The sequence below is a fragment of the Wocania ichthyoenteri Th78 genome (genome assembly GCF_000789235.1).
Taxonomy (GTDB): Bacteria; Bacteroidota; Bacteroidia; order Flavobacteriales; family Flavobacteriaceae; genus Wocania_A; species Wocania_A ichthyoenteri.
In genome coordinates, this window is record NZ_KN525716.1 from 3,562,346 (window position 1) to 3,585,726 (window position 23,381).

22 protein-coding genes and 1 pseudogene are annotated in these 23,381 nt (G+C 30.3%); 7 read left to right on the plus strand and 16 right to left on the minus strand.

The genetic code is table 11. From position 1 onward, the window contains the following. Positions 1-149 precede the first annotated feature (149 nt). The 14 genes and pseudogenes from RG22_RS15510 to RG22_RS15575 all read right to left on the minus strand — a co-directional run bounded on the left by RG22_RS15510 (position 150) and on the right by RG22_RS15575 (position 11,205). Positions 150-374 carry a hypothetical protein gene (locus tag RG22_RS15510; RefSeq protein ID WP_156113400.1) on the minus strand — a complete coding sequence of 75 codons (225 nt, stop codon included), beginning with the start codon at positions 372-374 and terminating at the stop codon, positions 150-152. Between the two features lie 230 nt (positions 375-604). After that, a pseudogene (locus RG22_RS18300) lies at positions 605-661 on the minus strand (hypothetical protein); the annotation flags it as partial. A 386-nt stretch (positions 662-1,047) separates the two neighbouring features. Beyond that, the gene (locus tag RG22_RS15515; RefSeq protein ID WP_034044917.1) at positions 1,048-1,791 is read right to left on the minus strand and encodes a GNAT family N-acetyltransferase; all 744 of its coding nucleotides are present in this window, start codon (positions 1,789-1,791) and stop codon (positions 1,048-1,050) included. Next, on the minus strand, positions 1,788-2,237 hold the full coding sequence (locus tag RG22_RS15520; protein ID WP_034044918.1) for a DMT family transporter: 450 nt from the start codon (positions 2,235-2,237) through the stop codon (positions 1,788-1,790). Before RG22_RS15520 ends, RG22_RS15515 begins: the two co-directional genes overlap by 4 nt. Positions 2,238-2,251: 14 nt before the next feature. Further along, a complete protein-coding gene (locus RG22_RS15525) occupies positions 2,252-2,716 on the minus strand; it encodes a DUF1097 domain-containing protein (protein ID WP_034044920.1) in 465 nt (154 codons plus the stop codon). Next, positions 2,716-3,339 carry an NAD(P)H-dependent oxidoreductase gene (locus tag RG22_RS15530; RefSeq protein ID WP_034044923.1) on the minus strand — a complete coding sequence of 208 codons (624 nt, stop codon included), beginning with the start codon at positions 3,337-3,339 and terminating at the stop codon, positions 2,716-2,718. The genes RG22_RS15525 and RG22_RS15530 overlap by 1 nt, the downstream gene beginning before the upstream one ends. A 73-nt stretch (positions 3,340-3,412) precedes the next feature. Then, the gene (locus RG22_RS15535) at positions 3,413-4,012 is read right to left on the minus strand and encodes a Crp/Fnr family transcriptional regulator (RefSeq protein WP_034044925.1); all 600 of its coding nucleotides are present in this window, start codon (positions 4,010-4,012) and stop codon (positions 3,413-3,415) included. A 337-nt stretch (positions 4,013-4,349) separates the two neighbouring features. Further along, complete coding sequence (locus RG22_RS15540; protein ID WP_052143777.1) at positions 4,350-5,825, minus strand: serine hydrolase domain-containing protein; 1,476 nt, start codon at positions 5,823-5,825, stop codon at positions 4,350-4,352. Between the two features lie 96 nt (positions 5,826-5,921). Beyond that, positions 5,922-6,908, minus strand: a complete 987-nt coding sequence (locus RG22_RS15545) for an NAD(P)-dependent alcohol dehydrogenase (RefSeq protein WP_034044927.1) — start codon at positions 6,906-6,908, stop codon at positions 5,922-5,924. Between the two features lie 132 nt (positions 6,909-7,040). Next, on the minus strand, positions 7,041-7,682 hold the full coding sequence (locus RG22_RS15550; protein WP_156113401.1) for a hypothetical protein: 642 nt from the start codon (positions 7,680-7,682) through the stop codon (positions 7,041-7,043). Between the two features lie 276 nt (positions 7,683-7,958). Then, the gene (locus RG22_RS15555) at positions 7,959-8,459 is read right to left on the minus strand and encodes a VOC family protein (protein WP_034044929.1); all 501 of its coding nucleotides are present in this window, start codon (positions 8,457-8,459) and stop codon (positions 7,959-7,961) included. 11 nt (positions 8,460-8,470) lie between these two features. Then, on the minus strand, positions 8,471-9,067 hold the full coding sequence (locus RG22_RS15560; protein ID WP_034044932.1) for a hypothetical protein: 597 nt from the start codon (positions 9,065-9,067) through the stop codon (positions 8,471-8,473). A gap of 54 nt (positions 9,068-9,121) precedes the next feature. Further along, complete coding sequence (locus RG22_RS15565; protein WP_034044935.1) at positions 9,122-9,550, minus strand: RrF2 family transcriptional regulator; 429 nt, start codon at positions 9,548-9,550, stop codon at positions 9,122-9,124. A 209-nt stretch (positions 9,551-9,759) separates the two neighbouring features. Then, entirely contained in the window at positions 9,760-11,205 is a 1,446-nt protein-coding gene (locus RG22_RS15575; protein ID WP_052143778.1) for a serine hydrolase, read from the minus strand. Between the two features lie 266 nt (positions 11,206-11,471). On the opposite strand from RG22_RS15575, the gene RG22_RS15580 reads away from it, so the two are divergent. Next, positions 11,472-12,431, plus strand: coding sequence for a sensor histidine kinase (locus tag RG22_RS15580; protein WP_081997750.1), 960 nt, complete (start codon positions 11,472-11,474; stop codon positions 12,429-12,431). After that, positions 12,424-13,125 carry a LytR/AlgR family response regulator transcription factor gene (locus RG22_RS15585; RefSeq protein WP_034044941.1) on the plus strand — a complete coding sequence of 234 codons (702 nt, stop codon included), beginning with the start codon at positions 12,424-12,426 and terminating at the stop codon, positions 13,123-13,125. The genes RG22_RS15580 and RG22_RS15585 overlap by 8 nt, the downstream gene beginning before the upstream one ends. A 216-nt stretch (positions 13,126-13,341) precedes the next feature. On the opposite strand, the gene RG22_RS15590 is transcribed toward RG22_RS15585, so the two are convergent. Beyond that, positions 13,342-14,280: an NAD-dependent epimerase/dehydratase family protein gene (locus RG22_RS15590; protein WP_034044943.1), complete on the minus strand. Its 939-nt coding sequence runs from the start codon at positions 14,278-14,280 to the stop codon at positions 13,342-13,344. 994 nt (positions 14,281-15,274) lie between these two features. Between RG22_RS15590 and RG22_RS18305 the strand changes: the two genes are divergently transcribed. Further along, positions 15,275-15,517 (plus strand): CBU_0592 family membrane protein, encoded by a 243-nt coding sequence (locus tag RG22_RS18305; RefSeq protein WP_052143779.1) that lies wholly within the window; start codon positions 15,275-15,277, stop codon positions 15,515-15,517. 5 nt (positions 15,518-15,522) lie between these two features. Here RG22_RS18305 and RG22_RS15600 read toward each other — a convergent pair whose 3' ends face one another. Continuing rightward, positions 15,523-16,119 (minus strand): TetR family transcriptional regulator, encoded by a 597-nt coding sequence (locus tag RG22_RS15600; RefSeq protein WP_034044946.1) that lies wholly within the window; start codon positions 16,117-16,119, stop codon positions 15,523-15,525. 136 nt (positions 16,120-16,255) lie between these two features. Here RG22_RS15600 and RG22_RS15605 point away from each other — a divergent pair, with 136 nt between their 5' ends. From RG22_RS15605 to RG22_RS15620, 4 genes are all read left to right on the plus strand, one after another. Continuing rightward, positions 16,256-19,540 carry a SusC/RagA family TonB-linked outer membrane protein gene (locus RG22_RS15605; protein ID WP_081997751.1) on the plus strand — a complete coding sequence of 1,095 codons (3,285 nt, stop codon included), beginning with the start codon at positions 16,256-16,258 and terminating at the stop codon, positions 19,538-19,540. A gap of 18 nt (positions 19,541-19,558) precedes the next feature. Beyond that, on the plus strand, positions 19,559-21,346 hold the full coding sequence (locus RG22_RS15610; protein WP_034044949.1) for a RagB/SusD family nutrient uptake outer membrane protein: 1,788 nt from the start codon (positions 19,559-19,561) through the stop codon (positions 21,344-21,346). 44 nt (positions 21,347-21,390) lie between these two features. Continuing rightward, positions 21,391-22,221 (plus strand): Calx-beta domain-containing protein, encoded by an 831-nt coding sequence (locus tag RG22_RS15615; RefSeq protein ID WP_034044952.1) that lies wholly within the window; start codon positions 21,391-21,393, stop codon positions 22,219-22,221. Between the two features lie 86 nt (positions 22,222-22,307). Then, on the plus strand, positions 22,308-23,381 hold the full coding sequence (locus RG22_RS15620) for an endonuclease/exonuclease/phosphatase family protein (protein WP_034044955.1): 1,074 nt from the start codon (positions 22,308-22,310) through the stop codon (positions 23,379-23,381).

The following is a 23,381-nucleotide window of genomic DNA, read 5'->3' on the forward strand; positions in this document are numbered from 1 at the left end:
ATGTTTTCTTTAAAATTATTACTAACGTTTGGTATGTGGAATTCAAAATTATCAGTTTATTACTAAATTTTATGCGAGCTATAATGCTCATGTTTACTACTAATTTGGCTATTTTTTTATACAGTGCTATGCCTTTTTTTAGTTTTTATTTATTCAATTTCTTTAGAATTTATTTCCGCAGAGGAAAAATCTTCCCGTTCAATTGGATTACCGTTTAGCCTTGACATCATTGATATTTGACCAATATGTGTTAAAAAATCTGATAAAGGACCTTGTAATAATTTTTTTGAATAATTCATACTTAATTCATTTTCTAAAAGCACTTTATCCAAGCTTTTTAATTCCGCATTTAATCTGTCAACTTCTAAATTCAAATTTAGTTTTTCAGGCAACCCTTTTTGTGCTCTTTACTCCAAAATAAAAATTGTTGTAGAGCTTAGAACGAAATATTTATAATTTCATTAATACTTCTACTTCCTTTCCCAAGATTAAAATATCCAAAGTAGTCTTTGCATTTTTTATAGATTTTTGAAATCTATAATCTATTGTGGCTATTGTATGTCTTAAATATTCGTTTTTCATTTTTTAAATTTTCACAGCTTTTTCAAAATGGTCTAAGTTGATGCGCCATTATCCAACATTTAGTTATTTCCATTAATAATTCTGGATTGTCGTTTTTATTAGCAAAAAAAGCATAAAATTATAATCCAACGTACTATCTTTTTTTCTCTATTTTGCTTTGACAGACTTCAATAATTTTTTGTTCCATAATCGTTGTGTCTTTCCAAGGCATAGCAATCTGAATTTGGTTCAAATTGCAAGTTAAAAAAGTGTAAACGATGTATCTATAACTCTGTAAAGGATGTTTGTATAACGTACCTAATTAGGCATAACGGCTTGTGGATGAGGCGTAGCGCATTTAAATACGTTGTAGTTTTGGAATATGTACTTAGCCAAATATAAATATTTTGTTTTTTTTTATTTTAAACCCCAAACTTTATATTTGGAGAAACTTTGTAAATGAGCTATAATTTTATTTAGCACTTATTAGCTATGTTCTATACACGTATGTAAGGCGTAATTTTTTATCGTGAATTGTTCTTCAAACCCCAATTTTAAATATAATCCTTTTCCCATATCAGATGATTGTAAGGTAATATAATCACTATTGATTTTAATTGATTTATTTATTAAAAGTTTCATTATTTGTTCAGCATAACCTTTTCTCCTTTGTTCAGGCACAATACCAACAGAGTGAATGCCAGTAACATTATTTGTCGTGTGTAAAATACCTGTTCCAACAGCTTCATTTTGATGATAAGCAATATAATAGTCAGTATTTTTTTGAGATTTGGTTAGCAATACTGGATTGGTGAAATACCCAAAAGATTTAGAAAAAAGGATAGACCATAGTTTTGCGTCCTTTTCAGTAGACACTTTTTTTAAACTTAAAGTTTTTATTTCAGTAAATATGTGAGGTGCTTTTAATGACATTCCTATTTGTTCAAACTTAAGGTTAAATCCATTTTCATCTAACATTTCAAAAGAATTACTATTGTAAATATCCCAATATGGTATAGTTAGGTTTGTAGAAATAGATAATAATTTTTCTTTAGCTAATGCTATTCCGTCTTTGTTAATTTCTTGATTAAACCACAATCTATTGGGCCATTCTGAATGTTCAATTAAACTAAAACTAAAATCCGTTTCAATAAAATATGAATTGAGTGGTTCACTTACTGTTTGCCAAAGAGATGTCAAATTTTGGATATTTGATTTTATACTGTTCATTTTATATTGATTAATACGATTCCTAGAATCATTGATGCTATTCCTATTGTTTTTTTTAACGTTATAGGTTCTAAAGGTAAATTTAACCAACCATAACTTCCTGCAATCACAGCAAAAATTAATTGACCACAAAGCCCAATTGAAATCATCGTAGAAATCCCTAATTTAGGAATGGTATAGTAGTATAAACTTATTCCTATTACACTAAAAAAACCACCCGTAAACCAGAGATAAAAAGGTATCGTTTTTATTTGAAAATTTGTTGGTAGCGATTTGAAATTAAATAGTATAAAAATTAAAGCAAATATAGTACTGCTAAAAAATGCAACCAAACTTGCCAATAAAGGGTTTCTTAATAAAACGCCTAACTGTGCGTTTAACCCTCCCTGCAAAGCTAAAAATACACCACCAATAAAAGCTAAAATTAATAAGCCATAATTATTCATATGTTCACAATTATTTAGGTTTTTGATTCTATTTGTTCATTTATGGTTACGTTTATCCAAGCAAAAGTATAGCCAGTAAATAAGGTAATTCCTAATAATGAAAGTATATTTATATCTATCTTTGAATTTGAACCAAACCAAATAATCATTCCTAAAAAGTAAGCTGGAATATTATTCAAATATTTTAACTTTGAGATATAAAATACACCAATCATAACAAGAAAAACTATGATAGGAAACCCGAATGAAGCTGAAATTTCTGAAAGATAGGTGCCTAGATATTGAATGACCATAGCTATTAAAATTCCAAATATTTGCTGAATAAGGATTATAAATGCAGTTTTAGTTTTTGTGCCAAATAAATAATAGCTTACCCAAGCCATAAATAAAACCCAAGTTGGTAGTCCAAAGTAAGAGGCTATAAAAACGGCTATAGCACCAGTCAAACCCATTGTGAATGCTTGTTTTAATGATTTCATTACGCAAATAGGTTATTGGTGGACTTTCTGACTTTTTTTGTGTTTTGAGAAGAGTCATCATCTGAACGATAACCAATAGTTGCAATTACAGAAGCATTTAGTCCTTGTTTATCGAGGTTTAATATTTTGTTGTATTCTTTAGTTTCAAAACCTTCCATTGGACAAGCATCTATTTTGAGTTCTGCACAAGCGTTCAATAAATTTCCTAAAGCTAGATAGGTTTGATTAGAAGTCCATTTATCTTTTTCAATTTGAGATTTATTTCTAACATCTGCTTTAATAAAATCTGAATAACCTTTTAAGTCAAGAATATTAACTTGTTCTGTTTGAGATTTTAAGACGAAGTATTCGTCTATATGATTTTCTGTAACGACTGAATAATTACAAAAGACAATTAAATGAGAAGCCTCTGTTATTTGATTTTGGCCATAAGAAACTGATTTTAATTTTTCTCTTAATTCTTTATTATCAAGAATAATTACTTTATACAATTGAAGACCATAAGATGATGCCGATAATTGAATAGCCTTCTTTATTTGTTCTAGGTTTTCTAGGGAAACTTTTTTAGAAGGGTTAAATTTTTTAGTAGCGTATCTCCACTCTAAGTTTTCTATTAAATTCATAATATCTTTTTTATATTAATTAATAGTACAAAGATAAATTGAGAAATAGAGTTATGCCTTTACATATGTTGATTTAGGGATTTTTCTTTAGGAGTTTCCTTATTCTACTCAATTGAGTCGGTGTAATTCCTAAATGAGATGCTATATGTAGCTTTTGTATACGTTGGTCAATATTTGGATGTTTTTGAAGTAATTTCAGATATCTTTCCGTAGCGTTTTCCATTACTAAAGAAACTTCTCTTTGTTCTTTTTCAACAATCCAATTATTTTCTAAATAGGCGATATAGAAGTTTTTTAAATCAATATTTTGTTCAATAAACTGTCTGTATTTTTTATAATCAAGGTTTATTAGAGTAGTTTCTTCAAGAGCTTCTAGTGTGAAATTTGAAGAAATATCTAATAGGTATGAAACTGTTGAACCAGCAAAATCTGTTTCGAGGAAAATATTTTTATTGTAGATATTACCATCATAATCAGTTACAAATGCTCTTAAAGCACCTTTACAAACAAAATGTATGCTTTTTGCAATTTGTCCATTTCTTAGTAATATTTCATCTTTTTCTAATTTCTGAAACGTTACTATAGATTCAATTAATGCCCAAGATTCGTTTGAAATTGGAGCATAACTTTCAAATTTTAACTTTAATTCTGAAATGTATTTTTCTTTTGTCAATTGTGAGTTTTTATGCCTTACAACGCTCCCTGTGTATGGCGTAGTGAGGTGCGCCTCACGAAGAGCCATGTTCGCACCTCATTCGCTATACATTATGTTGTGTGTAGTTGCGTGAGGAGTTCACAAAGAACCCTATAAATATACTATAAATTAGCGAGGTGCAATCAACAGGGAGCGTTGAGGGTAATTAGTAGGAAAAGGAGCGTTTGCAAAACGCGGTTTCTACGTACCGCAGGCAATTTCCCTCAACGGTTTGTATATGGTTTGTTGCGAGGATTTTCGTAAGTTGGCTAGAATTAGCAATAAATTATATACGGCTTGGCAACAGTTTTTTACTCTAGTCTTTTTTTAACAGCTCATTCAATGTTTTCTTTGAGTCTTCACTACCTAATTCCACTGCTTTTGTGTAACTCATTAAGGCTTCTTCTTTTTTGTCATATTTTAAGTAAGCTTCACCCAGTGAATCCCATAAATTGCCGTCTTCAGGGAATAACTTTACATTAAGTTTAAATAATTCTAACGCCCAATCAGGTTTGTCCTCTTTTTTTAATCTGCTATATCCTAGTTGGTTAAGAATTGTATTATTACTAAAATCGTAATTAAGATTCATGTTTAAATAAGCTGGTAATTTTTCTGCATTTGAAGATGGATTCGTTTTCATAAATTCATGAATTAATTCATAAATGTTCTTGGAAATTGGTGTTGTGTTATAATTTGAATCAAAAGTCATTTTACCTATTTCTCGGGCAACGTTTTCTGATTCACTTCCTAAAAACGCATTTGTTATATATATAACAACCACATCATCATCTATAAATCTAACAAAATCTGCAAAATACAGCCCATTACTACCATTATGAGCAACGATTTTAGTGTCTCTATTACTTTGAGATATTGCCCAACCATATCCATAAAAAGATGTCATTTTATCATTTTCGGCTACATACGGTGTTTCTTGAACTAGTCTTGTTTTTAATGCTAAAACTACATTGTTTTTTAAAGCAATATGCCATTTATATAAATCTTCAATTGTAGAATGAATGTCACCTTTACCTATGCTATACCAATGTTTATCATTGTAAGGTAGGTGTTGTTGGGTTGTTCCCCAATCTTCCCATTTCTCATCATTTCTATTATAGTAATAGCCATGTGCAATTCTTTCTGTGTTAAAGTTGATGCTTTTATATCCTGTACTTTTCATTTGAGAAGGCACAAACAAATAATCATTTAGAAAAGAACTATACGTTTGTCCTGAAACAGATTCTATTATTGCGGTGAGTATAATATAGTTAGCATTTGCATATTGGTACTTTGTTCCTGGTTTAGATTGTAATTCTGATTCAAAAAATTCTTTTAAAAACTGTTCTTTACTTGCTTCATTGTATCTAAATCCTCCAGTCCTATTAGAAATTCCTGACGTATGCGTTAATAATTGATGAATAGTTATATCCCTTTTGTCAATAGATGCTTGAACAAAATATGAGCCTATTTTATCTGATGTGTTAATTTTTCCTTGTTCTACCAGTTTTAAAATAGCTGATGCTGTAAATTGTTTAGTTACAGAACCAATATTAAAAACTGTTGATGGCGAGTTGGGTATTTTATTTTCCCTATCTGCCCATCCATATCCTTTAGATAAAATAATTTCTCCCTTTTTAGAAACTAAAACAGCTCCAGAAAAGCCATTTGTTACGCTTGACTCCAAATATGAATCAATTTTATTGAAGAGCTCATTATTAGTATTTTGAGAAAAAGAGCTTAATGTTGTAAAAGTTATGCAAGTGAAAAATAATGCTTTAATAGATAAATTCATTTTATGATTGTTTGATTGATGATGAATAAGTCAACTTATTTGCTATAATGTTACAATTTTTTTCAAATTGTTGCCATCTACCTGCTAAACTGCGTTTTAATGCAGTTTAGGTGATGTTGTACTCTCGTTCTTTAAATTAATTAAAACGTTTCCTGTTTTCTGTCCTTTAATTACATATTCGTATGCTTTGGATATATCGTCTAAGAAATATTCTCGGTCAATTACTGGCCTGAATATTTCTGTCCTCAAATGATTACTGATATAAGGTATTGTTTTCTGCTTGTTATAAGGTATAGGAAATATTACTTTCTTACTTAAAATTGAAGTCAATAGTGGATAAAAAATATTTTGGGAATAAGGCCCTAACTCAGAAGAAATATAAATACCTTTTTCTTTCAATATTAATTTACACTTTCCAAATGTGCTTTTCCCAACCGTATCAAACACAAAATCATATTTATCATTGCTATCTGTAAAGTCTTCTTTGGTATAGTCATAAATCTTGTCAGCGCCTAAAGATTGCATTAGTTTTGTGTTTTTAGTATTACAGGTCACTGTTATTTTGACATCATATTGTCTTGCAAATTGTAGGAGAGCAGAACCAATCCCCCCAGTAGCACCATTTATTAGAATACTCTGTCCTGATTCGATATTTACTTTATGAATGAAAGAGTATGCGTAATGTGCCCCTTCCAAACTTGCAGCTGCTTGTTTATAATCAATGTTTTCTGGAATAGGGAACACGTTTTCTACTGTTGTTGTTAAATATTCGGCTTGGGAATCGGCTCCTGTGTCGATAAAACCAAATACCTTATCTCCAACATTAAATGATTTTACATTCTTTCCTGTTGTTATCACTTCTCCTGCAAAATCTGTCCCCAGTATAGTTTTTCTTGGTCTTAATAACCCTAAGACAAAACGCATAATAAATGGTTTGGCTGTAAGGTTTGCACAATCTGTCCTGTTGACAGTAGTAGCATAAACTCTAATTAATACTTCATCGCCTTTAGGAATTGGCTCTTTAATCTGCTCAATTTTGATTTGACTAGGTGAACCATATTTTATTCGTATTGAGGCTTTCATTTTTTAATGTTCATTTTACAATGGAGTACAATGTTCGCGTATGATTTGTGCGACCTAGAATCCGCAGGATTTTTGATTGCTGCAAATCAGATGATTAAAGATATAAATTTTAATTTAAGTAGGAGGTTAGCATTAATTATACACGTCTTGTTGTAGGTAGTTTTTTCTTTTCTTCTTTCGATATAATCCAATTATTAATCCAATGAGTCCAATTAAAAGACACGATACACCCCAAAATATAATATCATATTTGTCAATTAATAATCTGTAAGTAAATGTGAAAAGGAATAGAATTAACCCAATTATTTGCCAAAAGCAATCTTTTTCTAACCTAATACTTTTATCAATATTTGGTGTTAAATTGAATAGGATTTTAATTTCGTTCCATTCCCAAATAATGAGCATTAAATTTGCTATTAACATAAGCCCAGTTACAACTGGTGTATAAGCAAAATAATAGGACAAAGTTATTATGAAAATATTTATAATAATTGGAAGGTTCATTAATGCTCCAAGTTTAGAAAACTTTTGAGTCATTAAGAAAAAGCCTGCTATTAATTGACCTATTCCAATGAATTCCCAATACAATCCAGATTGGTACATAGTTTCAAAAAAATGCAAAGCACTATTTATTGGGCTTAATTCACCACTTTCAGATGTAAAACGTTTTCCTTTTATTTTTATTAAACTAGCAAATACAAATGCTCCTCCAATTAAATATCTTGTGTAAATGATGAAAATTTGAGGTAAGACTTTTTCTTTAATTCTATTCATTAGGGTTGTTCTTTTAGTTTTACAAAAAGATAGACATAATTAAAGATTTATAATATCTCGTGTAATTCTATTTTATGTAGACGAATAGAACTGAATTTTGTTACTTAAAATTACCTACAACATGTGTTCGTGTATGATTATGTTGCGGGAAATCGGCTACGATTTCCAGAAGAAATACTAAATTAATTAATTCCGAGGGATTTCCGATGAGGAAATTCAGAAGTAATTAATTATACACGTCTTTGTTGTACTTAGTTATTCTATAGAACCGAGAGCTTATTTCTTATGTCTACTAATAATTTCAACAATATTTCCTTCGGGATCTATAACTTGTAATAAATCAACTCCAAGATTATCATCTTTAAATATTCTGCCTGCATTTATATTTTTACTCTTTAAACAAGCTTTTAATGTTACTAGGTTTGCATCTGTATAGAATCCAAATTTCATGAAACCACTCCATTGTTCAGAGTTAGAACCTTGCTTAAGTTCACTTTTTGTAAGTACATCATTTCTGAAAAATATTTCAACAACAAATTCACCTTTTTTCATCAAAACACCTGTTGCACTTCCGTCAGAGAATGCAAATTCTTTAACAATTTCTAACCCAAAAGTATTTTTATACCAATTTCCAAGTTCGCTATTTTTATGTGTGGTAAAAGCGATAAAGCTTGGTTCAAGGTGAACTTTGTCCAAGCAATTATTGAGCTCCTTTTTTTGTCCAGTTACATTAAAACTAATAATTAATGCAGAAATGAGTATTAGTGTGTTTTTCATTTTTTTTTTAATTAAAAAGTATAACCTATATGAAATGTTGCGAACATTGTAATGGGAGCAATATCATACTCAAAGGTTCCCAAAATATTATTGCCTGATATTTTTGAGTAATAGCCTATTCCTGCCCAAGGTTTAATATATAGGCTGTTCTTAAATGGCTTTATGGTATAACCAAAATATCCCATAGCAAGAATATTGGTGAATTTTTCGCTCCCAACAAGGTTGTCGTTCTGAATTTTAAATTCTTGAATTCCAATTTGAGTTCCTATAAACCATTTATGATTAACTTCCGTGAAATGGTGTTCTCCAAACAAACTATATCCTTTATTTATTCTAACATCCCATCCCTTATTTTTGTTATTGTTGTTAAAATTTACAAGAGCATCTGGCATATTCATAGCGTATGTTCCAAAACCGACTAAAAGATGTTCACAACCCTTTGGTTGTAATCGAAAGTGTACACCATATCCATTAAATGCAAAAGTAGCTGGGTCAATTTCGATACTAAATTGTGTTTTATCATTTGTACTTACATCTTGTGCTGATGATTGAAGGTTAAAGGCAATAGCCAAAATAGTTGTTAAGATTATTGTTTTTAAATGTTTCATTTTTTTTTAATTGCTATACAGTATATTTATTATATTTAGTTTCGATAAAAAAAATTAATTGTCCATTTCAATTAACACTTCATTTATCGTTTTTTGATTCAATATGTTTTTCATTTGTTTTTCTGCATTATCTAATAAATTTGAAATTGATTTTTGCGCATTGTTAGGTCTTTTCCCTTCTGCCATAATGTTAAATGAAGTTTGAAATAAAGGTTTTCCTGTTTCCATCGCATTTAGAACATCCAGTATGGTTATTTGTGAAGGTTTTTTCATTAACCTAATGCCACCTTGTTTTCCTTCTTTGGTTTCAATGATTCCAACAATTGAAAGGTTCTGTAAAATTTTTACTAATGTTGGTTTTGGAATATTAAGTATTTCTGATATGGATTTTGTTGAAAGAAATTCATATTGCCCTTGTCTAATTTTATCAGATATAAAAATAACAACTAGAACTGCTTTAGAAAATGACAATGAATAACTCATACTTGATATACTTTATATTTCGTATACAAATGTATGGAAGTTTTTTCATTACTGCAATTATTTTAAAAAAAAATCGAAATGTAGGTTATGTTTTTTTCATAAATTTTAATGGTTTTGAGAATAAAAAAGTTCAAATGTATGTTAAAACTTTGAATTACAACTTTATACATTTGAACTTTTTCACTATCTATTCAACAATGCATCCTGTATTATTCTTTCTTCAGTTTAGATAAAACTTCTTCTGCATTTTTATTCTTATAATCTAATTCCAAGGCTTTTTTATATGCTTTTATTGCCTGTTCTTTAAAGCTCATTTTCAATAAACATTCTCCAAGACTATCAAACGCATTAGTGCTTTTAGGGTAGGACATTGTAATATATTTGAAGACCTTTAGTGCATCCTCATTTTTATCTTGTTTTAAGAGCTGATATCCGAATGTTGTTATGCTATTTTCATAAAAATCATCTATCAAATATTTTGAAGTAGGATTCTCGAGTAGCGCAATTATTTCATCAACGTTTTTGCCTTCGATATATAGTTGTTTCATTGTTTTTGGTAGAGGCATTCCATAAAGTATGTTTCTAATTTCTTGTTTTGGCATTGTTCTGTTATAATGATTTTGTAATATGATTACGGTTTTATCATTATCTAAATTTCTTTCAATGTAAGAGACGTAACCAGGCCAACCACCACTATGTCTTGCGATTTTACCAAAAGGCTCTGTTTCTAATACACGCCAACCAAAAGCGTGTTTTGTTAAAGTTCCATCATTTAAAGTTCCGTTATTAAAAATGTCTTCCATGCTTTTTTTAGATACTAATGTATTGGAATATAGTGCTCTATCCCATTTTAATAAGTCAATTGTTGTAGAATTTATACTTCCGTCACCTACAATACCATCTAACCATATTACAAATTTCGTTCTATCAAAATCATTTGGTAATATATATTTACCATCTACATAAATATAACCCGAAGCATAATTGTTGATTTTTCGAGGCGAAAGAATTCGGTTATACACAAAAGTTCTAGTCATTTTGAGTGGTTTAAAAATAGTAGCGTCCAAAAAGTTGGCATAAGTTTGTCCCGATGCTCTTTCAATAATTGTAGCGAGTAATACATAACCTGTATTACTATATTCTACCTTTGTGTTTGGCTCAAAAAGACCATTTGGATTTAGTTCTTTTAGTGTTTTGATTACATCCTTGTTAGTAGCAATTTTGTTTTTATTCCAAGTAGTATTCATTAACGACATATAATCCGGAAGACCTCCTGTATGGTTTATTAAATTCCTAATTGTTATATTATCATAATTGGATAATTCAGGGAGGTGTTTTGTTATTTTATCATCAATCTTCAATTTTCCTTGTTCCTTCAATATCATTATTGCCATTGCTGTAAAAGGTTTGGTACTAGATGCTAATTCAAATATTGAATTCTCATTCAGTTTTTCTTTGCTATCTTCATTGGCAAGCCCGAATGATTTCTTGTAAATGATATTACCTTTTTCTGCTATGAGTATATTTCCATTAAATTTATTTGTACTATATAGATTTGAAAAGATGCTATCTATTTTTTGAATTCTATCTTGGCTGAAAACTGCTAAGGAAAGCATTAATAGAAGTAAGGTCGTTGTTGATTTAATTGATTTCATAATATTTATTTTTTTAAGTTTTTGATTTAATTATAATTTGTGTATTGTTTAATGTACTCATTGCTTTTAATTTTATATTCGATGCAAACATATAGTTACTCTTTCTGCTACTCAATTAAAGATGACAAAGGGGGTGAAAATGATGTTACATTATCAAATAATTGTACTCAACTGTGTTTGTCCAAAAAAAGAGTTTGTTTGTGTGAATTTTCATAGTGTATATCCAATTAGTTGCGAATACCAGATAACATATATATTTTTGAAGTATGATTCAGGTTTTAAAAAAAAGAAAGAAAATAGCATTTAGAGTATTAATCTTAATGGTGTTTTTTTATGTTACGTTATTAGTAGACGGTTTAATGAATCTTCTAGATAACCCAATAACATTGATTCTTTTAATGATATTTTGGATTGGTCTTATCTTTGTCTTGATTCCTTCTTTTATTAAAAAGTATTGGAAATTAGTTGTATTTATTTATGGTCCAATTCTTTTATATTTTCTTTATTTAAGGCTGTTTTCAGGGGGATTAGAAGCTTATTTGAAGATTAGAGGAGACTTTCCTTTTTATTTATTCCTTTTACCAATTCCTCCATTGTTTTTGGTTTGGGCTTTTGAGCAATGGAAATGGCTTCAAAACTTAAAAGCCGAAAAGTCTAAAACAGAATTGTCATTATTAAAATCTCAGATAAATCCACATTTTTTCTTTAACACATTAAATAATCTATACGCGCTGACAATTAAAAATTCTAAGCATGCGCCAGAAGTTATTTTAAAACTGTCCGATATGATGCGCTATGCTATTTATGAAGGAAAAAAAGAGTTCGTTCTATTAAAAGATGAAGTTACTTATTTAGAAAGTTATATAGAATTGCACAGAATAAGGTATCATAAAAGCGTATCCATAAAATTTGATTATTGCATTGAGGATGGAGATACAATTGCACCTTTATTATTTATAATTTTATTAGAAAATGCTTTAAAACATGGTGTTGAAAAACTGACTGAAGATGCTTTTGTAAAGATGAATTTGAAAAGTTCAGAATCCGAAATACATTTTTCAATTGAAAATAATTTTGATCCAAAAGAAATAAGCTTGGAAAAAGGAATTGGATTAACTAATTTGAAGCAGCGTTTGTCTTTAACTTATCCAAAGAGACACCAATTAGTTATAAATGAAAATACTAACACCTATAGAGTTGATTTAAAAATCACGAGATATGTTTAAATATATTATTATTGATGATGAGCCTTTAGCACATGATATTATTCAAGAATTTTGTAGTTTGTTGCCTCATTTACAGCTAGAAAAAAGTTGCTACAACGCCATGGAGGCTCTGCAGTTTTTAAATGAAAACACAATAGATTTCATGTTTTTAGATATTAATATGCCTAAACTTAAAGGTTTAGATTTTCTAAAAACATTAACAAATCCACCCAAAACTATTATTACAACTGCTTATAGAGAACATGCATTAGAAGGTTATGAATTAAGCGTTTCTGACTATTTATTAAAACCATTCAGTTTTGATCGTTTGGTTAAAGCAGTGAATAAAGTTACAGAAACAACAGCTATTCAAAACAATAAAATCGAAACAGCTCCTAATTCAAATTCAGTTTCAAAGCGTTTTTTTTTAAAAGGAGATAAAAAATACCATCAAATAGATACTGAAGGTATTTTATTTATTGAGGCTTATGGCAACTATGCAAAAGTGTATTTAAAAGGTGAGATGATTTTAAGTCATGAAAAAATCTCATTTTTTGAAGAGTTCCTTCCACAAATTAATTTTTTAAGAGTGCACAAATCATTTATAGTTGCTAAAAACAAAATCAAACAAATTGAGGGTAATCGAATTTTAATTAACGAGCATAAAATACCGATTGGTCAAACCTATAAAGGAAATGTAAACAAACTGTTCTAGTATTGAATCATCCGTTTTTATAAAATTCTGATTTCTCGAACTATAAATTATATAGGTTTTTTTGTTCAAAATGTTTTAGAACGTGTTTGTATGATTTATGTGGTTAAAAGTGCTATTCACTCTCCACCGTTGCGGAAAGGTAATTAGTTCGCGTGAATTTCCGTGGGGAAATTCCGCAAGCAATTTTATACACGTCTTTGTTAGCCTTTGTTTTTTCTATTTACTAAATTCAGTCAGCGGAATAATAGCAGGATTAAATTCAATTCCTAAATCTCTTATTGCAGCATCGTTTTTATAGGTTATACGAGCATTTCCATTTGGTTTTTCGTTATTCAGCATTCTGGAAATATCAGAGACTTTCCAACTTTCGCTACTTAATAAATAATTTTTTCCGTGTAAGCCTTTTTTGGTACAAGCACTATAAATTCCATTAGCTACGTCTTTAACATCCACCATAGCAAATTCAATGTCATTGTCATAAAACATTTGTATAAATGGATTGGGAGCTATTTTATTCTTAAATAAGAACTGTAAACCTGAAGAAGTTGAATCTTCTCTATTGGATAAGGATTTTCCCATTACTCCAGTAGGTGAAACAGTTGTTATTTCAAAATCTATATTCGGATATTCGTTTATAAACTTTTCTACTGTCTGGTTTGCAATAAATTTGGCTTGTGCATAAGGATGACTTTCTTCACTCATAAATGGAGCATCATTTTCATCTATTGAATCTTTAGGACTCTTATTGCCAGGAGGTAATGGAAAATTTGTATTGAATGCAGCAACAGATGCAATAAAAACTACTTTTTCAATCGTTGGTATTTCATTAATTACTTCAATAAAGTTCTCTGTTCCTTTAATCGTTGGGTCAAATAATTCAGTTTTTGGGTCTTTAACATCTAATTGAAAAGGTGTTCCACCATGAACAACTATATCACATCCTTTAATGAATTCTTTTAGTTGATTTTTGTTTTCTACTTTTAGAGGAAGAATTTCTAGATTTTGAGAATTCTGTAATTCTTTCAAATGGTTATATTTCTCTGTCTTGGAAATATCAGTAGCAGATACTTTAACCTTAAATCCTTCTTGTAAAAATTTCTTTGTGGTATGACTTCCAATGAAGCCTGAGCCACCAATAATTCCAACTGTTTTCATATTTTCTATTTTTTGATTAGTTATGTTTTTCTAAATAAAGGCTAACTTAGTTATATGGATTATTGAATAATCTATAATGTTCTAAAATAGATGAATAACAATACTTTTTACCATGCATTACATTCTTATTATTTCGATTGTAAGGTACATGAGCTAATATACTTAACTTTCCTATAAACTGCCAAAAGGATTTTTAATATCTATTAAATTAGCAGATAAGACATGAGTGTAAGTTATACTTGTTTTTGGGCTGATATGCACTAATAGGAGTTTAAACGGAGAATGTTAGTAAAACACAATTATTCTAGAACAATGCATAATGTAATTTTCATTAATATTTATATAATTTGTATCTTTATAATATCAAAGAAGAGCAAATTATATCTTTGAAGTTCTTATAATGATTTTAGTGTGCAAATAGGTGTGCATAATTATAGAAATAGCTTAATCGACTGTTTATCAGTGTTATAAAAAAAGGTAGTTAAGTCTGCCACCCCGACAAAAATTAATACAAAAGAAAACTAAAACCTTGTAAATTGTATGATTTATAAGGTTTTATGGTTTTTTGACTATCATAATGATTGAATTAATATAGTTTAATTCGGTTTACAGTTTTAAAACACAAAAAGTGTGAACTAATATTTCAGTTTTTGCCAGAGTGACCGTAAACGGCAAATGCTCAGAAATGAATTTAAAATGAGTTGTCCATAATAAGAAAATAGGAAGAACATGGACTTTCATATAAAACTAGCCTAAACGTTTTTATACCTTTTTGATTACACAGAGGAAATGGAGTAACTATATTTGATTGGACAGAATTTTAAGATTATAAATTTTGATTGTATATTTCTAATTCAACAATTATTTTGAATAATAACTTGAAATTATCCAATAATTATTGATATTTACCATATGTTCTATTCTATAATATAAGAATATAAAAACTGACTTTGCATAATAAACAAATTATAATAGTTGTAAAACATATAATTCATTGAACATTTTTCAAATTATCGGGTGGTTTGGTGCTGCGTCATATTTAATATCATATTTTTTATTAAGTATTAATAAGCTTAAGGCAAACAGTATCACATATCAACTTATGAATGTAATAGGAGGAATATGTCTTGTTATTAGTGCATATGATACGAAAGATAAACCTAATTTATTTACCAATTTTGTTTGGATGTGTATTGGTTTAGCAACAATAATTTCAATTTTAAAAAGAAGAAGATAATTTTTTTAGATTTTAAAATTCAGCATATTTATAGCTGCTTTTTTATAGTGTGTTATTTTATTAGTATATTCAATATCAGTAACATCAAAAAGGGATAAATAGTAATAAGCGCCTTCAACCAACACAAAAATAAGTTCTGCTGTTTCTTTTGGGTCTTTTACATCTACAACGTTGTCTCTTTTCGCATTTGCTATTACTTCTGTTAAAAAGAACCTTAAAGAGTCATGTAAATCTTTAAAGGCTTTTTTTATTTTTTCATCTCTAAAAATTAGTGTGAAACTACTATAAAAAACACCATCGTCAATTAAATTATTCCAATCTCTTGAAAATAAATTATCTATTGTTTTTTTAAGTTTAATTTCACTATTATTAATATCGTTAGTTATGTATAGAGATTTATAATTCTCTAGAATATAGTTTATAAGACCAAATATTAATTCATCTTTAGATTCAAAATAGTGTAGTATTAAGCTAGTGTTAATACTCATGTGTTTTGCTACTTTTGCTATAGAGGTATTCTCTAAACCTTCTTGTTTTGCTACCACATAAAAGGCTTCTATAATTTCTTTTTGTCTAACTGTTTTTAAACTTTTTCTACCCATAATGCAAACATAGTTAATAATTATTTAACAAAAATAAGACATTAATTTTAAATTGACTGCTTGTTCAATCAAAATATTTTTATACTTTAGCACCAACTAATTAACTCAGTCTAAAATTAATTTTAAAAGAAAGCGAATGAAAACATTAAACTTTTTGACTTTTGTGTGTAAAAGAACAAAGGGTTACATCGTAAAGAGAGAACAGTATTCTGGTAATTTTTTACTATTACTGCTGATATTTATGATTAATCAAAGTGTATTTGCACAAGAAAGTATTGTAACAGGAACTGTTGTTGATACGGAAACACAACAACCACTTCCGGGAGCAACAGTATTATTAAAAGGAACATCAAATGGGGTATCTACCGATTTTGATGGAAAATTCTCTTTAAAAATTACATCACCTGATGCCGTATTAGTGGTATCATATGTTGGTTATCAAACTAAAGAGGTTCAAGTTGGAAATCAAGAAAAAATTGTTATCAATTTAGAGATTGATTCAAGCACATTAGATGAAGTTGTTGTTATAGGCTATGGTACTCAAAAAAAAGTAAACTTAAGTGGGGCTGTAGAAGTTGTTGATATGGATATTATAGAAGATAGGCCTATAGCTAATGTTTCACAAGGTCTTCAAGGTGCAGTTTCTAACTTAAACATCACATTTGGAAATGGAGCTCCTGGCGGCACTGCAAATGTTAATATTCGAGGGATAACATCTTTAAACGGAGGGTCTCCTTTAATATTAATAGACGGTGTTCCTTCATCTTCTAGTGATCTTACGCGTATGAATCCTAATGATATAGCCTCCATATCTATATTAAAAGATGCGTCTTCTGCAGCTATTTATGGAGCAAGAGCTGCTTTTGGTGTGGTATTGGTAACCACAAAAGAAGGTGGTAGAAATAAAATTCAATATTCGAATACTTTTATTTGGGGGACACCTACAGTCACTCCAAAACCTATTACTGATCCCTATATTTTTTCAAGATTATTAGATATTTCAACAAGTAATACACCATGGAATTATGTAAGCTATAATGACGATTGGTATGCTTGGGCAAAAGCAAGATCAGAAGATTCTTCTGTACCAAGTGTTCGACTAGATCCTAATAACCCAAATAGGTATCAATATATGGGTAATACTAACTGGAATGACTATTTTTTTAATAAATATTCGTTTTCACAAAATCACAATATATCTATTAGCGGAAAAAGAGCGTTTGGAACCACTAATGCTGGTGATGAAACCTTAATTGATCAAGGCATTAGTTATTATCTTTCAGCTAGTCATACTTTAGAAAATGGATTAAATAGGTTAGTGACTGATAATTGGGAACGTAATACTTTAAGATCAAAGATTACAGTGGAGCCTTATGCTTGGATGGATTTTGAGAACAACACCTTCTTAACATTATCAAATAGAAAGAATCCACGATATAGCTTGACTAATGTATACAATTTGAGACCAACTGAGGTTGTGAAAAATCCAGACGGTTCTTGGGCCGATAACCCTGCAGGTAGAGCAGCTGCAGAAATGATAGATGGGGGTAAACAGCGTTTTAAACAAACGGGAATACAAACCACAAATAGATTACATTTTTATCTTTTAGATAAAGATTTAACAATTACTGCAGAACACACCTTTAAAAAAGATTTTAATAGGTATCATTCAGATCGTACTAATTATAGAGTTAGCGATGGTCCTAATTCTTTTAGAGATATAAATGTTACTGACTGGGCTTATGAAACTCAAGCTATAAACACCTATAATGTATTTAATATTTATGGAACCTATGCAAAAACAATAGGCAAACATTATATTAGCGCAACTACAGGTTTTAATAAAGAAACGAGTGAATACAACTGGTTTTCAGCACAAAGAAATGGATTAATATCTAGAGATTTACCATACTTAACTTTAGCTACTGGAGATCAGGAAGTAGGGTATAATTTTTCTGATTGGGCTGTAACAGGACTTTTTAATAGAGTTAATTATATCTATAATGAACGCTATATTTTTGAGGTAAATACAAGGTATGACGGATCGTCTAGATTTCCAAAACAAAATCGTTATGGGTTTTTTCCAGGAATGTCTGCAGCATGGTTAGTAAGTAAAGAATTAGGAGAAAATGTTACCGATGTAATGAATCACTTAAAGATTAGGTATTCTTATGGTTCTTTAGGTAATCAAAGTGTTAGTAATTATGGGTATATAAATTCGTTAGGGCAAGGTGAATCCAGCTATTTGATTGATGGGGATTATCCAAAAATAGTAAGAGGTCCTGGTTTAGGTGTAGACCCAAATAATTATACATGGGAACGCGTTACTTCTTCAAACTTTGGTGTTGATGCTAGCTTTTTTAATAATATGCTCTCCTTTACTTTTGAAATGTTTACCAGAGATACTAAAGATATGCTGGTTCCAAGTAAAGAACTTCCTGCTGTATTAGGAACTTCTCCTCCAGTTCAAAATGCAGCCGATTTACAGACTAAAGGATGGGAGCTTTCTTTTGGATATAAAGATGAATTTAAAGTAGGAGGAAGCCCTTTTAATTTAGAATTAGCAGCAAGGTTATGGGATAATAAAACAAAGATTACTCGATTTGACAATGAAGGACAACTTTTCTCGCAATGGAGAGAAGGACAAGATGTAGGAGAAATATGGGGGCTAGAAAATGATGGATTTTTTAAAGATGAAGATGAAATTGCAACATTAGATCAATCTGCTATTGTGCCTTGGGGAGCTATAGCTGTGGTTCCTGGATGGCCAAAATATGTCGATCAAGATGGAGATGGGAAAATAGAGCGAGGGCAGTCTGCAATTGATCCTAAAGATTTAAAATTAATTGGTAATAGCCAACCTAGATATCAGTTTGGGTTTAATATGTATGCTGCATGGAAAGGTTTTGATGTTAGCTGTTTTGTTCAAGGTATTGGAAAAAAAGATTATTACCCAAGGCATTATTTGTATTGGGGGCCATACCAGCAACCCTATGCCAATGTGTATCCACACTTATTAGATTTTTATCGAGCGACTGGAGATAGTGATGCATTAAGAGCTCAACATTCACAATCATATATTGATGCTGGATTAGCCGATGCTAATACCGATGCTGAGTTCCCTGTGTTACAATCTTGGTTAGCGGACAATAACTTTGGTGCTGGATTAGATATTTCTCAAACCAAATACATGAAAAGTGCAGCCTATTTAAGATTAAAGAATATTTCAATAGGTTATTCTTTACCACACAAAATACTTGATAAAATGAAGATTTCTAATTTACGCGTTTTCGTTACGGGTGAAAATATTGCTGAATGGTCTTCTATCAAAAAAATTGTAGATCCAGAAGCTACTGGAAATAGTGGTTATGCATACCCTTTTCATCGTAAATTATCAGTTGGTATGAATGTTACATTCTAAATTAATAAAAAATACACAATGAAAACAATAAATAAAATACTAGTATTATTATCAATTACTATGCTTCTTATAGCTTGTAATGATGATTTTTTAGATACAGTTCCTCAAGATGAAATTTCTACAGAAAACTTTTTTAATACGGCGAGTGATTTACAACTGTATATAGATGGGCTTCATTCATTAGCTGGATACGGTACATTTTTAGGAGACCAGGGTACAGATGATGTAGCAACTACAGGAGCTGTAGAATTAAAAAATATTATGATTGGTTCTCCAAGTGCGGAAAATATCAATTCTGGGTGGAACTGGAGTCGACTTAGACAAATTAACTTTTTCTTAGAAAATTTTGGAAAGGCAGATATAGATGACGCTACTAAAAAGCATTTTGAGGGTGTAGCCAAATTCCATAGAGCAGATTTTTATTATGCAAAAGTAAGACGATTTTCAGATGTACCATATTATTCGAAAACCCTTGGTGCAAACGATGAAGATTTGTATAAACCAAGAGATCCCCGTGCTATGGTTGTGGATAGTATTTTTAAAGATATACAATTTGCTGCACAATATATAAAAGAAGAAGCTGCGGGTACAGAAAAAATAAGTAAATGGGCAGCATTACATTTACTTTCTAGAATGGCTTTGCATGAAGGAACTTACAGAAAGTACCACCCAGAGTTAGGCTTAGAAAGTACAGCTAATACTTTTCTACAGATGTCTGCTGATGCTGCTAAACAACTGATGGATTCTGGAAAGTTTAATATATACAATACGGGTAGCCCAAATTCAGATTATGGTTCGTTATTTAATTCTGATAATCAAACAAGTAACCCTGAAGCTATTTTAGTAAATATTTACGATGTAGAAAAAGAAAAAACTAGTGGTAATAGTACTGTTTTTGGTGATTACGAGCAAAGTGCTACCAAGTCATTATTAAATAATTATTTAATGCAAGATGGTACTAGGTTTAGTGATCAGCCAGGATCTGATACATTTACTTATATACAGGAATTTCAGAATAGAGACCCAAGAATGTCACAAACTTTTGTTTACCCAGGTTGGATTAGAAGAAACGAACCTGCGCCTTATATTCCAGAATTTAATAGAAACTTTACAGGGTATTTTCAAACTAAAGGTTATAATAACTCTAGTACTAATGAAAATCAAGGTAACGATTTAATCGTAATGCGATATGCAGAAACCCTATTAATTTACGCTGAAGCAAAAGCTGAACTTGGCATATTAACACAAGAAGATCTTGATAATAGTATTAACAAGTTGAGATCAAGAGTTGGTTTGCCTAATTTAAATATGGCTACAGCAAACGCAGATATTGATCCCTTATTTGAAACTGATTATCCAAATGTTTCTGGAGCAAACAAAGGTGTGATTTATGAAATAAGAAGAGAGCGAAGAGCAGAACTGGCATTAGAATCATTTAGGCTTTATGACTTACACAGGTGGTACGCAGGTAAAGTATTAGAGAAAAACCCTATTGGTATGTATTTCCCTGGCTTGGGTAAATATGATATGACTGGAGATGGCGTAGAAGATATTAGTATTATTGATAGTGGAGATGATATTCCTTCTCCTAAAGAACAAAATTCGTTAGGGGTAAATCTTATATATTATAAGGCTGGAGTTTTTGGAGACCCAGCAGCAAGCATTTATTTATCTAATGGAACATCAGGTTATATGGTTGCAAATACAGACATAAGAACCTTTGAAGAACCTAAGTATTATTATCGTCCAATACCAGCACATCAGGTAGCTTTGAATCCTCAATTGTCTCAAATAATGGGTTGGTAAAACTTGTTTAAGTTCAAAAATTTAAACACAAAAACAGATATACAATGAAAATTTTAAAATCAATATTATACATAACCATAGTCTTGTTAAGCTTAGGCTGTGAAGAAGAACCACAACTTTACGATTTTGAGAGATATAAGTTTGTTTCTTTCATTAGTGAAGAAATTTCGACTTTAGAAAATGCGGGTACACAAGAGATATTTTTAAGATACGATGGCAGTGTCTTAAAAGAGGATTTTTCGGTTACCCTTAGTATAACAGGAACTGCTCAAGAAGGCGTTGATTATAATGTCGATTCGAAAACAGTTTTATTTAAAGCGGGTGAAATAAAATCAGAACCGTTTAGCATTGAGATTATTGACAATCTGTTAGATGGTACTGAAGATTTAAATCTAGAAATTTCGATTGAAAGTGTGAGTAATCCAAATATCGATATTGGTGTTGGGGTTGTAAACCAGTCTAATAAATCTATTGTCCTTACATTAGTTGATGATGAATGTCCAGAGGATATAGATATTTTTGCAACAGATTTAATTAATGAAAAGGATAAAACTATTAGTGCTTCAATTAACGGAAATGTCTTATCGCTTACAGGCAATTTAATAAATTATGGAGCATTTCCAAATGCCAATTTAGAAATTACTTTAACACCCGTTGTTGCTGGAGCTAAAATAGGCAGTGTAACTTTTGATGACTTCGATGCTGGTTTAGCTAATGATGGTTACCAATATCAATTCAGACTAGCAGAGGAAGGTGTCTACGAGGTTTGTACTGGTAAAATAAATGTAAAATTTTGGGTATATTATCTATCTGGTGGAACTACTGGTAACTGGGTATATTGGTATGCAGTAAATACAGAACTTACAATACCATAAAATAGTAATTAGTTTAAGTTAGTTTTAGTTTTTAAGGGAGATAAAAGTTCGTCTCCCTTTTTTTATAACGAGAAATGAAAAAGGAGATGAGATCATTAATTTTTACTACTATATTAATAGCAACAAGCTATTGTTGTAATTCTAAAATAACTCAGGAAAAAGAAACAGAACAGCAGATAATTCCTGAGATTACTTTTAATGGAACTTTAAAAGTCCTAACACTTAATACGTGGCAAGAAGGGACTTCTGTTAATGGAGGCTTTGAAGCAATTGTAGAAGTGATTCTACTATCTGAAGCCGATGTTGTTACGCTTAGTGAAATCCGAAATTATAATGATACTGTATTCAGTAATCGATTGGTAAATGCGTTAGAGCTCAAGGGAGAAGCATATTATTCTTTCAACTCTGGAAAGTCACCTATTATTTTATCAAAATTCCCTATTACATCTAAACCAGCAATTAATTCGTCTTCCTTTACAAAAGCCATTATAAAATTAGACGAAAAAACTAAGGTAGCAGTATATGCGGCACACTTAGATTATACCCATTATGCGTGTTATTTACCTAGAGGCTACGACGGTATAACATGGGAAAAGCTACCTGAACCAATACTAGATGTTCATAAAATATTAGAACAAAACAAAGCTTCAAGGCGTGATGAGGCTATTAATCTTTTTGTAAATGATGCTGCCAAAGAACAGCAAAATGGTAATATAGTGCTGTTGGCGGGTGATTTTAATGAGCCCTCACATTTAGACTGGATTGAAGCAACCAAAGATTTGTTTGACCATAACGGTACCATTGTACCATGGCATAGTAGTGTGACTTTGCAACAAAATAAGTATTTGGATGCGTATCGAGTAAAATACCCTAATCCAGTTACACATCCTGGGTTTACTTGGGCTGCTTATAATATTAATGTAGAATTGTCTAAATTAGTATGGACTCCCGAGGCAGATGATAGAGATCGTATTGATTTTATATATTATCACAAAAACGAACGTTTAGCTTTGAAAGATATCATTATTGTTGGCCCATCTGAAAGTATTGTTAGAGGAAATGGAGTTCAAGACAATACATTGTTTGATACATTTTTAAAACCTCAAGGGATATGGCCTACGGATCATAAAGGCGTATTGGCTACATTTAAGATTAAATAA

What these genes read in the sequence shown, in the direction of transcription:
- RG22_RS15560 (WP_034044932.1), bottom strand. Translation starts at nt 9,067, where the DNA reads ATGAAACATTTAAAAACAATAATCTTAACAACTATTTTGGCTATTGCC.
- RG22_RS15540 (WP_052143777.1), bottom strand. Translation starts at nt 5,825, where the DNA reads ATGAATTTATCTATTAAAGCATTATTTTTCACTTGCATAACTTTTACA.
- RG22_RS15585 (WP_034044941.1), top strand. Translation starts at nt 12,424, where the DNA reads ATGTTTAAATATATTATTATTGATGATGAGCCTTTAGCACATGATATT.
- RG22_RS15580 (WP_081997750.1), top strand. Translation starts at nt 11,472, where the DNA reads ATGATTCAGGTTTTAAAAAAAAGAAAGAAAATAGCATTTAGAGTATTA.
- RG22_RS15555 (WP_034044929.1), bottom strand. Translation starts at nt 8,459, where the DNA reads ATGAAAAACACACTAATACTCATTTCTGCATTAATTATTAGTTTTAAT.
- RG22_RS15525 (WP_034044920.1), bottom strand. Translation starts at nt 2,716, where the DNA reads ATGAAATCATTAAAACAAGCATTCACAATGGGTTTGACTGGTGCTATA.
- RG22_RS15620 (WP_034044955.1), top strand. Translation starts at nt 22,308, where the DNA reads ATGAGATCATTAATTTTTACTACTATATTAATAGCAACAAGCTATTGT.
- RG22_RS15600 (WP_034044946.1), bottom strand. Translation starts at nt 16,119, where the DNA reads ATGGGTAGAAAAAGTTTAAAAACAGTTAGACAAAAAGAAATTATAGAA.
- RG22_RS15515 (WP_034044917.1), bottom strand. Translation starts at nt 1,791, where the DNA reads ATGAACAGTATAAAATCAAATATCCAAAATTTGACATCTCTTTGGCAA.
- RG22_RS15575 (WP_052143778.1), bottom strand. Translation starts at nt 11,205, where the DNA reads ATGAAATCAATTAAATCAACAACGACCTTACTTCTATTAATGCTTTCC.
- RG22_RS15610 (WP_034044949.1), top strand. Translation starts at nt 19,559, where the DNA reads ATGAAAACAATAAATAAAATACTAGTATTATTATCAATTACTATGCTT.
- RG22_RS15520 (WP_034044918.1), bottom strand. Translation starts at nt 2,237, where the DNA reads ATGAATAATTATGGCTTATTAATTTTAGCTTTTATTGGTGGTGTATTT.
- RG22_RS15545 (WP_034044927.1), bottom strand. Translation starts at nt 6,908, where the DNA reads ATGAAAGCCTCAATACGAATAAAATATGGTTCACCTAGTCAAATCAAA.
- RG22_RS15530 (WP_034044923.1), bottom strand. Translation starts at nt 3,339, where the DNA reads ATGAATTTAATAGAAAACTTAGAGTGGAGATACGCTACTAAAAAATTT.
- RG22_RS15565 (WP_034044935.1), bottom strand. Translation starts at nt 9,550, where the DNA reads ATGAGTTATTCATTGTCATTTTCTAAAGCAGTTCTAGTTGTTATTTTT.
- RG22_RS15550 (WP_156113401.1), bottom strand. Translation starts at nt 7,682, where the DNA reads ATGAATAGAATTAAAGAAAAAGTCTTACCTCAAATTTTCATCATTTAC.
- RG22_RS15590 (WP_034044943.1), bottom strand. Translation starts at nt 14,280, where the DNA reads ATGAAAACAGTTGGAATTATTGGTGGCTCAGGCTTCATTGGAAGTCAT.
- RG22_RS15605 (WP_081997751.1), top strand. Translation starts at nt 16,256, where the DNA reads ATGAAAACATTAAACTTTTTGACTTTTGTGTGTAAAAGAACAAAGGGT.
- RG22_RS15615 (WP_034044952.1), top strand. Translation starts at nt 21,391, where the DNA reads ATGAAAATTTTAAAATCAATATTATACATAACCATAGTCTTGTTAAGC.